General features: G+C 64.9%; 6 protein-coding genes. 1 reads left to right on the top strand and 5 read right to left on the bottom strand.

Features of this window, described 5'->3' with window-relative positions:
- Window positions 1-96: 96 nt before the first annotated feature.
- A complete protein-coding gene (locus AC1DT4_RS00550; protein ID WP_477087809.1) occupies window positions 97-525 on the top strand; it encodes a very short patch repair endonuclease in 429 nt (142 codons plus the stop codon).
- A 22-nt stretch (window positions 526-547) separates the two neighbouring features.
- Here the strand turns inward: AC1DT4_RS00550 and drmB are convergent, their stop codons facing one another.
- From drmB to AC1DT4_RS00525, 5 genes are all read right to left on the bottom strand, one after another.
- Window positions 548-2,359: a DrmB family protein gene (gene drmB, locus AC1DT4_RS00545; protein ID WP_477087808.1), complete on the bottom strand. Its 1,812-nt coding sequence runs from the start codon at window positions 2,357-2,359 to the stop codon at window positions 548-550.
- Window positions 2,340-5,540, bottom strand: coding sequence for a helicase-related protein (locus AC1DT4_RS00540; protein ID WP_477087807.1), 3,201 nt, complete (start codon window positions 5,538-5,540; stop codon window positions 2,340-2,342). Before AC1DT4_RS00540 ends, drmB begins: the two co-directional genes overlap by 20 nt.
- Window positions 5,537-7,054, bottom strand: a complete 1,518-nt coding sequence (locus tag AC1DT4_RS00535; protein ID WP_477087806.1) for an NERD domain-containing protein — start codon at window positions 7,052-7,054, stop codon at window positions 5,537-5,539. The genes AC1DT4_RS00540 and AC1DT4_RS00535 overlap by 4 nt, the downstream gene beginning before the upstream one ends.
- Window positions 7,051-11,760 (bottom strand): DEAD/DEAH box helicase, encoded by a 4,710-nt coding sequence (locus tag AC1DT4_RS00530; protein ID WP_477087805.1) that lies wholly within the window; start codon window positions 11,758-11,760, stop codon window positions 7,051-7,053. The genes AC1DT4_RS00535 and AC1DT4_RS00530 overlap by 4 nt, the downstream gene beginning before the upstream one ends.
- An 835-nt stretch (window positions 11,761-12,595) precedes the next feature.
- Complete coding sequence (locus AC1DT4_RS00525) at window positions 12,596-13,306, bottom strand: tetratricopeptide repeat protein (protein ID WP_477087994.1); 711 nt, start codon at window positions 13,304-13,306, stop codon at window positions 12,596-12,598.
- Window positions 13,307-13,345 lie beyond the last annotated feature (39 nt).

Here is a 13,345-nt window from a genome sequence, read left to right as displayed (position 1 = left end):
GCAGCCGGCCCGCCGTTGACCTCTCACGATATCGACGTAGCGCCGCTCTGCATCGTGTGCGATCCGTCGAACCACGCAACGCCGTAACGTGGGGGCATGGTGTACGTCGGACCGCATCCGGGACCTTCGAGCCCGGCGGTGAGCCGCCGAATGAGCGAGGCGCGCCGGCGAGACACGAAGCCAGAGATCGACGTACGGAAACTTCTGCATGCCCACGGACTTCGCTACCGCGTCACATATCCAGTTCCCGGCATGGCACGCCGGAGTATCGACATCGCGTTCACCAGGGCCAAGGTCGCGGTGTTCTTGGACGGCTGCTTCTGGCACGGGTGCCCCGAACATGCCACGCGACCGCGCGCCAACGCGGATTGGTGGGACGTAAAGCTCCAACGAAACGTGGCACGCGACGCCGAAACTGTCGGTCACCTCGAGGAAGCAGGGTGGCGCGTGCTGCGGTACTGGGAACACGAGTCCCCTGACTTGGTTGCGGTTCGGATCATCTCGGTTGTCCGGGCGACGGGGTGACTTCGATGTGTCGGTCGGTTGGTCAGGCCCGCGCGGCAAGCCTGACGTCGTCGAGAACGCCCTCGAGTAGCCCGCGAACATCGCGCCCGCCGAGCACCAGCTGTCGGTCGAGGAGCCTGTTTGCTGTCTCGCACGACGTCTCACTGACCAACGAGCACCCATGGCAGGCCGAGAGGTTCAGGCTGGAGGCCCCCTGCCGATCGCTCTCGATGCAGACAGGGTCGTTCGAGCAGACGTCCGCGTCCTCGAGCGCCGCAAGGAGCAGCGGGACCAGCTTGTCCGGATCCCCAAGGCGCACGAGGCCTCCGAGCGTCCCTTGGGCATCGCCTGCCGCGGTGTAGATCAGGATCCCCGCGGTGCGGTCAGGACGGTCCGTGTGCGCGTAGATCCGCTCCTGGAGGGAAGCTGACGAGTATCCCGAGGCATAGGCCAGTCGCCGAATCAGGAGGTGGGCAATGGTGTGCAATGCCACGAACCGGGGTTCCGGGACATCGAGGCGTTGGGCCCACATCGTTGACGCTCGGCGGTCGACGAGCACTCCAGCGCGAGCCTGGACCTCCGGGCGGCTCTCCCACTCGGTGAGGAAGCTCTCGTCAAACTGGAGGAAGATTCCCTCGCCATACATCTCGATCGCGGGAAGCGTCTGCCTCCGCTTGCCCTCGAGCGACAGGTCAGCCGCAATAAAATCCGCGTCGGCCGAGTATCTCCGGAATCCCTTGAAAGCTCGCACCTCACGGACCCGGCGAACCTGACCGACGGCCACCAAGCGCTCGACAAGCGTCGCCGGAGCACCGGGCTGCACGTCCACGTTCCATGCGTCGACGACGAAGTCACCCTCGCTTCGGTCACGACCGGGTGTGCCGAGCTTCTTCAGGAACGCCGCCCACTCGCCGTCCTTGAGGTCCGCGAGAACGTCGTCGCTGGGCTCGCCAACTGCTGAGGCGAGGTTCAGGACGTCATCCACTGTCACACCGAGCTCGTCAGCGATCCAGCCGGCCATGATGTCTGCCTTCGGACCGCCGTTGTCTGCGACCACTCGGTCGAAGTCTGGATGCGCACGGATTGCGTCGGCTGCGGCCGCGGACCGTGGCTTCTCCTCAGGGATGTCGAGCGCAGAGATCCGTTCCGCGATGTAGTTGCCGGTGGCGCCGCGCTGGACGGCGATGAGCGCGTGCTCGCAGGCGTTCTCGGGCAGCGGCTCCTGCCATGGCTGAACACCCTTGCAGCGGATTCCGTCGCGGCCGAGAGCGTCTTTGGTGACCAGGTCGGACATGGGGCGGGACCGCTTGCACCCGCCACATTCGACGCGCAGCGACTTCAACCCCTCACCGTGCTTCGCGGAGCGGACGAAGCGCAGCTCCTTGTACGCCCGGCACAAGCGCACGGACTCGGTGACACCAGCGTCTCGTCCACGGTGCGTCCACATGAACCAGGGAATGTCCTGGAGATGGCTGCCCCTTTCGCACACAGCGACGTAGCGCATCGGGACGAGCACTCCGCCGCAGTCGCACTTGTTTGTCCACTTGCCTCGGTTCTTACCGGTTCGCTGGGACAGCCGCGAGCAGCGCTCACAGAACCGCCAGGTCGGAAATCGCCAGTACAGGAGGCTGGCCGTGTCTTTGCCTGCCCGGCCGGAGTGGGTTGGCGCTTCCCGCAGCACGCTCGGGCCGAGCCGTTCGACGAGCCTCTCGCAGTGGATCTCCGGCGCAAACCGCTTGTCCCACCACGACGTGTCCGGAGCGATCAGCGATTCGCCACGGATATCGACCACCGCACCGACGCCGAACGGTGAGACTGTCTCGGACAGCCGAAGGTCATGCTTGATCCGCTGCATTTGACCCCTCCTCGTAAGGCTCTCGGACGTCTACAGCGACGTTGGGCTCGACCGACCTCATGGAGTCAGCGACAAGCCAACCCTCGCCCGGCTGCCCGAATCGCTTGAACAATGCCGCGTCGTCGGCCTTGACCCGGTCGTACAACAGACCTTCACCAGACTCTCGTGCCTCACGGGCGCGCCGGTCCCACTGACGGAGAAGGGTGCCGAGACGCTCGCGCGTGTCCTCGGTTTCAACAGGATCGGACCGGTCTACGAGGTCGACGAACCGGTCCACGAGCGAATCGAGCGACGAGCGCTGCGCCGGATCCTCCAGATCCAACCGTTTCGCAGCGTCGTTCTCTGCCATTCCCGGTCCGAGATGACGCACGAGCGCGACGATTGCGCCCGCGAGTGAGCGCTCGCGCGATGCCAGCGACCAAGGAGTGACGCTAGTTGGTTCCACACTCCGATACAGGGCTTCGTGATAGCTGCGAAACGTCTCGAAGTGGGACCGGTCTCGTGCTCGGTTGGACCTGAACAGTGTGGTCACGACTCCACGAACCTTTCCGCGTCCGACGCGGCTGGTCGCTTGGATGTACTCGGAGGTTGTCTTCGGCTGCCCGACCATCAGCATCAGGGCAAGTCGTGGGATGTCGATGCCCACGGAAAGCATGTTTGAGGACAGGACGACGTCGACCGCTTGGTCTGAGTCGTCAGCGCTTCGCCGAAGCTCACGCAGGTCGTTCGGCAGTTCCTCCGGCCCACGACGACTCGTGAGCTCGAGGACCCGCTCCGCTCGGACGAGGCGAAGCTCGTGCCCGAGTCGCTCGGCGCGGGGTTCGAGACGGGCATTCACGTCGTCGACGACGAGCGTGCCCGTGCGACCGAGCTCGCGAAGGCTGTTGTGGTACATGACCGCGGTCCAGTACCCGTCCCGACTGACCCCGGTGTCCTCGCACTGTTTGAGCACCGCTGGGATCTCGATCATCGGTGCCGACGCTGAGACTGTCGCGGACATCTGCGACAGCGCCTGTGGCATGAGGCCGAGATAGAGCCGTCCCTCGCGGCTGTCGACCTGCCGCGAGAAGAACGTCCGGTCGTCGTCGAGGCCAGATGGCGGGTAGAGCGCGACCGCACGCCCGTACAGACCTTGCACCTGCTCCTCGGACGCCCGGATGGTCGCGGTGGAAGCGATGATCTTTGGGGTTCCGCCTCCGGCCGCGAGCAGCAGCTGTATGACGGCGTCGAACACCGCGACGGTCGTACCGAGCGGTCCCGACAAAAGGTGCAACTCGTCCTGGATGATTATCGACGGCTGTCTGAACGCCGTGTTGAGCCCGAGGAGGCGACCCGACTCGGGGCGGAACTGCAGGCGGGCGAACTTGTCCACCGTGGCGAGAAGAATCGTCGGCGGGGTCTCGTAGAGCATCTCGTCGACGACGCACACGGGCAGGACATCGGTGAACTCGCACGAAGGGTTCACGCAGTGGACTACGACGTCGCGTCCGACCAACCTGACGCCGTACTCGTTTTGTCGAGACGATCGGGTGTTCGGCAGGAGCGCAGTCGCGCACCACGGGCAACTCTCGACCTGGAACTGGTTGGCCTCTTCCGGCCTCGCCGCCTTGTGGAGACGCTCCAAGGCGACCTTCGCGTCGCGTCGCGTCCCCGGGGTGACCTCGTTGCCGACCCAGAGCCCGATCGAGAAGGGCGCCATTCCCTTGGCCCGGGGGTCCCCAAAGCGATCCGTACGCCTGAGCAGCTCCATCGCACACACGAGCGAGGCAGCGCGCTGGAACTGCTGCGAAGTCAACAGCCGAAGCGTGTAGCGGGTCAGCACAGCGGTACCGCCGCCCGCCGGGCCGTCGATGATCCGACGACGGAAGATCTCGATCGCGGCAAGGCCAAGGTACGCCTCGGTCTTGCCGCCGCCGGTCGGGAACCAAATCAAGTCGACGACGTGCCGATCCTGGTGGGCGTGGTCGACTGTCGACGCGAGCGAGACGAGGAGGAAGCCCAACTGGAAGGGACGCCAGCTGGGTTCCGACACCTCGTCTCCTCGGTTGAGCGCCGCCTGCCGCATCTGCAGGCGCATCGCAGCCATCCCGAGCGCGAACGCCTTCCGCAAGTCACCACCGGCATCGGCACGTAGCAGAGTGACGGACTCACGCATGCGGCGTACGGCAATCTCGGACCGGTGGACGATGCGACGCGCGACTTCCGCGTCCGAACCGAAGGATTCGATCCGAGCCTTCTCGGCCGCGACCGATCTCGCGAACGCGTCGACAAATGCGTTCAAGGATGCCAAGACCTCCGAGGGCGAAGAGTCAAGGTCTGAGAGGTGGTCGAGACGCAACGCCTTCGCCTCTGTCGTCGATTCCGCAAAGCCGGTCGTCTCAATGTCGGGGACGACGAAGGACGGCACCGGGTCGAGCCGCACACATATGCAAGCCCCTTCCGCAGACACGTCCCAGTCCGCAGCCATGCCATGGCCAACCGCATAGACCTTGCGGTCTCGGTATCGCAGGCGGATCTCCGCCGACTCCTCGTCGACGTCGAACGCTCGACGGGTGTCGTACTCGTAAAACGCTCCAGAGTCGTGCGGTGAGACTGAGAGCCCCACCTGGTAAAGCATGCTGGTCGCATCGAGGCGAACGTCCCCCGTCGCGGCGGCAAGCACGCGGACGTGGACGGTGACGAGGAACCCATCGCCGAACGCGCGCCACCGAGACCCGATCTCGATCGGCACGTCGCCTACCGACTGCTCATGACGCTGCTGATCCTGGGACAGCTCGATCCGCGCGATAGCGAATGGGACACGACGCCAGCTTGGAGGTCCGTCGCCCTCTACTGGTGAGTAAGTCCCTCCCGAGACGTCGCACAGGACGCTGGGTCGGTCAGTCACGAAGGAGATCGCCGCAGAGGACGGACGCCAGTCCTCCGCGATCGGGACGCTCGCCCCGTTCTCTTCAACCTCACCCGTCGACTCCGTCGCCCCGTCGACATCGACCTCGTCGCTGTCAGGTTCACCCCCGCCGTCATCAGACGCGACGGGCGAGTCGTCACGTGGGAACAGCATTCCGACTGCGTACTGCCTGTTCGGCAGATTCGTAATCACTTCGTACTCGCCGCCGTCAGGACCGACGTACGCCGACTTGAGGTGATCGAGTACCAACTGCTGCGCCCGGGTGAGAGTCATGGGTTCGCCATCCGTTGTCGAACGAGCTGCTGGAGTCGACGCCTGTCTTCGTTGGACACGACGAGGTGCAATGACACCCGAGCGCGCGTCACCGCAACGTAGAACGCGGCGGTGCCGGCGTCATCAAGAGTCACCGGCAAACCACACACCACCACATGCTCGGCCTCGAGACCCTTCGCGAAGCGGGGACTCGTGACGACGACCCCGTCGACCGACTTCGGCGCTGCGACCGAGCTCGGGTCTATCACCCAGATTTCGGCCCTCCGTGCTCCTTCCAAGACCAGCTCGGCTGCGACGTTCAGGCCGTCCGCTACCGAGACAGTGCCTTCCCGCGCATGCCACTGGACCCGCTCGCCGTGGACTACGGCCGGGTCGCCTACGTCCGCGCCGAGGTACTCCTGTACGACGTGGACGATCGCACGCGTGTTCCGGACATTGACGCTGAGGTCGACCGTTGTCGCCTCGTCCTCGATCAGGGTGGCGACGTCCTCGTCATAGTGACCGTCGACGTGAGCCTGGTTGTTAGGGTCGAGGAACATCCGCCAGCGACCGCCGGCTCGACCGCCGGACACGACGGCGTCTATCCGGTCCATGGCCTCGGCGGTCATCATGTCCTGCGCCTCGTCAACAAGAACCACGTCGTAGGGACCGGCATTGCTGAGCTCGTCGTATGGGATAACGTCCACGGCACGGTCGCCGAGATGCGGTGCAAAGTACTGCGAAAGCAACGGCGATCGGAACGTCACCAGGACCGAGCGTCCCTGGTCCGCTTCTTGCTTCGCGGCCTCGACCAGAACGAGAGACTTTCCCGTTCCCGCGCCTCCGTAGACCAGCACTCGGCGATTTCGCGCGAGTGCCGCCAGAACGCGAGCCTGGCCCGCTGTCGCCCGGTTCTGTTCTTCGATCACGGCTCCGCGCTGGGCGTCGATCACGGGCATCCTCGTGAACTCGCCGAACAATCGGGTACGCAGTTCGTCTGTCCGCGCGAGCTTCTGACCTCCCGGCGCGTGACGTGCTCCGGCCACGATCTCGTCGAGCGCTCTCGCCAGCGCGGCCGCMGTCATTCCCTCGCGGGCGAGCCAATGGGTGGGCTTCCAGTCAACCGAGTCCGGGGGTTCGTCGATGTCCGGGGTCACGACTACCGCCTCGTGCGCGTACCACCCCAGCCCCTGGTCCTTGAGGATGTCTCTTAGCGCGTATGCAGCCGATCGTGCCTGTTCGATCGGGGATGTCGCCAACTTGTGCCAATCCCCCCTACGGTCGACCGAGTACCAGATGCCGTCGTGCTTTCGGACGCCACCGCCCTCAACCTCCACGACGACGACGACCCCGCGCCAGAGGATCACGAAGTCGGCCTCCGCCTGTTGCTTGTACGCGTGAGAGCGCAGGCCCACCGAGTAGAACGCAACTGCGTTCGAGTCGGCGTCGACGTCGCGGAGCAGACGCGCGAGCAGCCGCTCGGCGGAGCTGACGGACTGCTTTTCGATGTCGGACAGCGTCGGGACCAGAATCATCCGCGCTGCTCCTTCCAGAGCTCCTCGTAGTCGTGGTAGCCGAGGAAGTCGTTCATCGCGCCCCAGTTGTCAGCGACGTCGACGATCAGGCACTCCTCCTTGCCCCCGTTCTCCTTGCCACGCAGACCACGGCCAGCCATCTGGATGTAGGCGCCGGGGCTGAAGGTGGGACGAGCGATGTAAAGCGCCCGGACCCCAGGGGCGTCGAAGCCCTGCACCAGGAGATCGCAGTTGGCGAGAATCTGGAGTTCGCCGTTCTGGAACTGCGTGATGACGTTTCGCCGCTCCTGCCGCCCCGTCTGACCACTCACTGACGCGGCTTTCCGTCCGCGGTAGCGCAGCGAGGCTGCGAGTACCTGCGCAGACAGCACACTGGGAGTGAACACAAGGATCGGCCATTCACTGTCTTGCTTCAGGATGTGCTCGACGAGAATCCGCATGCGCTGTTCGCTGCGGCCGATCCGCTCGTAGACGTTGCGGTCGATGAGGCGGTTCGACTGGAGGGTGCTGCGCTCGACCGAACTGAGCTCGACCTCGACGCCGGACGGAAGCACCTCGTGCCGGACGTTCGCCAGCATGCCCAGCTTCACAAGCTGCCTGTACGAGTCTGACTCGAACGCTGTGAGCCGCTTTGTGCCGAACCTCGCGACAAGCTCCTTGGTTCCGCTGTGGTCCCCGGCCCGACCCTTGAACGGTGTCGCCGACAGGCCGACTAGCGGTCGCTCCCAGCTACGCCCGTCGACGCCGAGCCAACGAAGGATGGAGGTGTACTGCGTCGACCCGCCCGCGCGATGCGCCTCGTCGATAAAGACCGCCGTCGGCGTCCTTAGCCACTCGTACTCAGGGCGATCCATGACCGCCCTGATCTTTGCGTCAGTAGCAACAACTATTGAAAGTTCCGTGTCCGGGTCGTGAACCACGTTCGTGTCCCATAGGCGCCCAATCGTCAGGGGCCGCTCGTCACCGAGGTAGCGCCACACCGTCTCAAAGGTCTGCACCGCCTGCTCGCACAGTTCTGCGGACTGCGCGATCCAGAGGATCGTGCCGGACAGGACCTCGTCAACGAACAGCCGAAGGACGCTCTCAGTTGCGACGCGGGTCTTCCCTGCGCCTGTGGGCAGTTCCAGCATGCCCTTCTGCGCGCCCTCTGCTGAGGGCTGTGTCAAGAGGTTGCGCAAGTCCTGGCTGATTTTCTTTTGATACGTGTGAAGCCCATTGAGACGGACGGCGCCGGCGACCACGAACTCCTCCGGTCTCGGCCGATTTCGCTGACCCGCGAACTCTGGGCCGAAGCCCATCTTCCGTACCCATGAGATTGCTGCCGACATTCCGGCCCATGTTCCCGGCACGTCGGAGAACCCCTCGTCGCGGAAGCGGTCAGCGAGGATCCGAAGCGAATCGGATCCGTACACGGTGAGAAACAGCTCAGCCACCGACGTGTCGTCGTCGACCAACCCTTGCGCCTCGAGGGCGGTCCAGAGCCCGGTTGGTAGTGCCTCCATCAGGTCGTCAGGCCCGATGTAGAGGTCGAGACGGTCAGCATCCGTCTCGATCGTCTGGGCCTGCTGCCGAAGAAGTTCCAGCCGGTGATCAAGGCCCGCCCGGAGAATCGAGGTGAGGAGCGCGTTGTCGAGCCCGAGGCCGAATGCGTCGTTCACGAACTCGAGGATGCGGCGTTCCTCTGCGTCACTCCTGACGATCAGATCAAGCCCATCCAGATGCCAGTCGAGCGGCTGGTCCTCTACGCCGTCCTCCGTCGTGACGCGCTTGGCGATCAGGAGCGCCCGGGCGACCTTTGCCGATCCCAACCGCGCGCCGTAGGAGGCTCGGAGCCCCGTGTAGACGTCGAGGATCCGCTGGACCTCCTGCTGGCCCTCGACGACCATGGCGAACGAGAAACTGTCCTCGAACCGGCGGCATCCGACAAGCTCAATGACCTCCTCGACCAGCTCAGCCTCGACTCGCAGGTAAGGGCGTTGGCGGGTAAGCAGGAACTCCTCCTGCTCGTCGGTGGTAGCGAGGTACACCGTCGACGGCGCATGTGCCTCGACAACGCGCTTGACGCGAGAAGGAATGGTTGCTGGCTTGTCGCCAGCGAGGCCCAGTTTGGTCGCGGCGAGAACGAACTCCACGAGAACCGAGTTTTCTACCGCAGGGAACAGGTCTCCTTCGAGCATCTCCCGAAGCACGTGGGGAGGAACCGTCTCGAGCTCGTCCGGCAGATCAAGCGCCGCCTGTACCGCGTGCGGACCTTTGAAAAGCGGCAGAAGGCCGCCGAATCGAACCAAGGACGGCGCGACAACGTCGCGCGGGGGGCGGAACCCTCGCGAGGAGCTGAGGAGCCCCGCCTGGTCAACAGCCCACCTGGAGGGCGACACGACGCTGAAGGTGCGGCCCGTGTCGAGGTCTTCACAAACCCAGTTCACGTCGGGGAGCGACAGGAGCGACAGGGTCCACGATGCGCGCACCTGATCGGAGGCGCTTGCATCACGCAGCATCAACAGCACCGAGAACGGCCCTGGGCCTTCGCCTGGGCTGAAATCGACACGCTCGATCGGACGCTCGCCGGGCCCCCGTCTAGCGTTGAGATCGGCCAACGTCGCTTCGATATACGCGCCGCGACTCGGCTCGTCATCAAGCGAGAAGTCCCGTACAGGGGTCTGCACGACGCCCAGCTTGTGCGCAACGGGAGGCATGCACCGGTGCCGATCGAGCAGCTGTGAGGCGAACTCCTCAGGCAGCTCAGTCTCCAAGTCGATGACCTGCTGGGGCCAGGCCCATCCGCCGTCCCGCGTCGGTACCTTGATCGAAGCGGTCGATGCGCTCATCGTCTTGGCGGCAACGGGGATGCTGACCGACACAACGGCTTCCCACAGACGCTCAAGGTCAGAGGAGCTCGGTTCGATAGGGAGAGTCGCGAGCCGCGCGTTGAGGATCGCCTCCGGGTCCAGGTCACGGAACCCTCTTTCCCGGAGAAGTTGCTCCACCCTGTCCTCTGCGAGGAATCGCTGGTCGACGAACATCGCGCCCTCAACGACAAGACCCTCTTCACGGTGGAGGAACACAACGCTCCTGTCGTCGAGCGACCGCATCCCGGAAGAGGTCGGGATGACCTTGGCGGCTGAAATGCCCTCGAGCGAGGAGTTCTTGACCACAGTTCGAAAGGCATTCGCTGCGGATGTCGGGTCTGTGCCCTCGGCCCACTCTCGCAGCCACGACAGGAGCCCTCTTTTCGGCATGTGCTCCAGAGCGCCACGGACGTCCCTTGCGCTTGGGTCGAAGTCGGGTTCCTGTGCCACCAGCAGGAGATCGCGAAGGCGAGTCGCCCGCGCGGGCGTGGTGTAGCAGCGCCAGTGCGGGACGTCGTCGCCCGTGTTTGGCGACTCCATCCATCCCTGGTGGACAACGGCGTCGAAGCGAACGGCCAGGTCCAGGGGGCGCAGCTCAGAACCGTTCCGAAAGACTCCGCTCGCGTCGGGGATGAGATCTCCGAGTCCCGCCTGGGTGAGAATGTGCGCGCCAATCACGCCGTCGGCAAACCCGTGACTCTCCTGCCCCCGCCCGCGTGCGGGCAGGTAGTCGAAATGCGCCGCGAGATCGCCCGCTGTCCGAACGCGAGAGAGCAGCGGCACGAAGAGCCCGGCCAGCGTACGGAGAATCTCGCGGTTGTATCGATTGTCCAAGAGATTCGTGCGGTCGTCGTTCACGCTCCAAGGAGCATTGAAGAGAGCGGAGGCTGACGTCGTGTCCTGGAGGCGGAAATAGGACCAGAACTGCCCGATCTTCAGCCGGCTCTGCTGCACCGGAACCGCCGCGGTGACCTTGACCTCGGCTCGGGAGACTGCTTCACCGACCTCGTGGCGAGCCTCGGCGGAGGGGGCGTGCATGGTGCTCTCGACGATCCACTCGTCGCCAACACCGTCGGGCCGCTCGATCCGGAGCCTGCCGCTGCCGAGATCCCGCGACACATGGCTCGTCTCGAACGGCTCGTCGCCGAGTATGCGAAGCCGGACCTCGCGAACTGCACCGACGAAGAGCAGGAATTCCGACGTGAAAGTCTCAATCTCCTGGCGCAGCCGGTCCAGGTTTGTCGCGGCCGGGAGCTTTACGATCGTCGTCGCCCATGCCGCCAGCTCTGCCAGGACCGGGTCCGTATCGAACTCCCCGAGCGCGTCCAGCAGAGTCGCAGTTCGCAGCACGGGATAGCGCTTTGCGGACGTGACCGCTTCGAGCTCGTTCCGCGCACGGGCGGAGTTGAACTCGAAAGCGATCGATCGGCTGAGCACCTGCGGCGCCTGCGAAACGGCAAGAACCGACTTGAACCCGAGCCCGAATCGACCGATCTCGTCGCCTCGCTTAGCACTGAGGTGTGCCATGGTGACCGCGGTAAGTCCGCTCCGCGAGAACGGCCTGCCCGCGTTAGCGCAGTAGAGAGTGCTGTTTGACATGTCGAGGACGATCTCGACACGGCCCGCGCTGTCGCCTCCTCCATCGCCTGCCCCGGCAAGAGCGTCCGCCGCGTTCTGCACGAGCTCGAGCAGCGTCCGATGTGCGTAGCCGCCGGTACGAATGGACTCCTCGTGGTTGGCGTGCTCCGAGACCAGATCCGGATGAATCCGGTATGACTCGATCGTCCGGCTGAACTGCTCCTCGACCTCTGAAGTGAGAGTCGGGTCAGGCTTCCACGACTGACGATCGAACGTCATGGTCGAACTCCTCGGGTCCTTAGACGGCCGTACCAGGATGCCAGTACCCGGCCGGTGCCCGCGTCAAAGCGGAGGCCGCGTCGGGTCCGATTGGCGAGGTCACCCGATCAGCCCCTATGACGCGCGCCCGACCGTCCGCTTTTCACCATATCCGCGTGAAGCCCGGAAAGGAGCCTTTGGGATAGGTCCGCCGGGTGTCCTGGCACTCCGGCGCGACTCACGTGAGACGTGCCGCCGTTCGTACCGTTCAGGTCACCTATTACGAAGTCCCTCAGGGGAGCGCCGGATTACGACGCGGCCATGTCCTGGGATTCTCGTCGTCGAGCAGGATTTCTAGCCGCAGGCGCGCTCGACACGCATAGCAACCGGTTCGGGCCCTTACCTGCGTCGGGTGCTTGCGTGGCTGAAGGCCGGCGACGTCACGCCGAGAATCCTGACGGTGGGCCCCGTGCGCGCGGAACGGACTCGTGCGCCACGGGTAGGTCACTCCGTATTGAGGCGATCCGCGACGTGAGTGGCGTCACCGTCGTGCTGGCCAACGGCTTCCTAAGTGACGAGACCGAGTCCTGGGCGCGCTGGAAGCCGATCATCGACAAGCGCCTACCCGGACGCCCTGTATCCCGCGTCCACCGGGGCCAAGATGCCCGGCGACCTCCTGGCGCTCCCTGCAGCGACGCTGCCAAGAGAGTTGTCCTGCTAGGGATCACTCGGGCGCCATGCGTGCCAGTGAGGCCAATGCCTCGAAGCTCAACCGCTTGGCGCAACATTCCCGCTGCGGACCTGGCGGCCAACCCTTGGCACACCGCGATGAACCCTACGGCGTGGGCAGAGAGGCCTACCCGGCCGGTAGCTGTGCGAGCGCTGCCTGCAGGCCGGGATAGCTCGAGTCCTCAGCGAGGACCTTTTCCAGATCTCGCCGCGCCATCCCGGGCTTTGACTCGGCAAGGTAGCCGTACGCTCGCTCCACGAGCGCCCGGTACCGAAGCTCCGAAGGTCGACTCCGCAAGCGAAGGGCTTCCTTGAGTGCTTCCCTCGCAGCGCCGGGTGACCCAAGGTTGCGAAGCGCCACAGCACGCTGGACTAGCAGAAACATGCTGGGCTCGTCGACGTTGGTGACGCCGTCGGTCAGCGCGATGATGTCCTGCCAACGTTCCTGCTCCGCGTACAGCTCCGCGAGCGATACCGCTGCGATGGTGGTTGGTTCGAGCGACTCGACGACCTCGACAGCGCTACTGACGTCGCCGACGCTCTGGTGTGCTTCGCCCAGCGCGAGCCCGAGGGCGTCTCGATCTAGCGGCAACGACACAGCAATGCCTGGTGCGATCGTCAGTGTCATCCCAGCGCCCGACAGGTACTTCTTGACGAACGGGTCGGCTCCCGGGTCGTAGCCCTGCGACCAGGCCCACGCGAGCAGGTCGCGTGACGTCTGGTCGTCGCCTGCTGGCATCGTGCCAAGCATTGCTTCCAGGACTGCTGCAAGTGGGCGCGGTTCTGGATGCGCCGTCGCGACGTCGCGGATCTCCGCTGGGTCCTGGTTCACAAGCACGGCTTTGTACAGTGCCTTTTCCCACTTCGGTGCCGTGAA

The sequence above is a fragment of the Cellulomonas sp. P4_D11 genome (assembly GCF_056401915.1).
This window is presented reverse-complemented; position numbering and strand designations above follow the sequence as displayed.

What these genes read in the sequence shown, in the direction of transcription:
- AC1DT4_RS00530 (WP_477087805.1), bottom strand. Translation starts at nt 11,760, where the DNA reads ATGACGTTCGATCGTCAGTCGTGGAAGCCTGACCCGACTCTCACTTCA.
- drmB (WP_477087808.1), bottom strand. Translation starts at nt 2,359, where the DNA reads ATGCAGCGGATCAAGCATGACCTTCGGCTGTCCGAGACAGTCTCACCG.
- AC1DT4_RS00540 (WP_477087807.1), bottom strand. Translation starts at nt 5,540, where the DNA reads ATGACTCTCACCCGGGCGCAGCAGTTGGTACTCGATCACCTCAAGTCG.
- AC1DT4_RS00550 (WP_477087809.1), top strand. Translation starts at nt 97, where the DNA reads ATGGTGTACGTCGGACCGCATCCGGGACCTTCGAGCCCGGCGGTGAGC.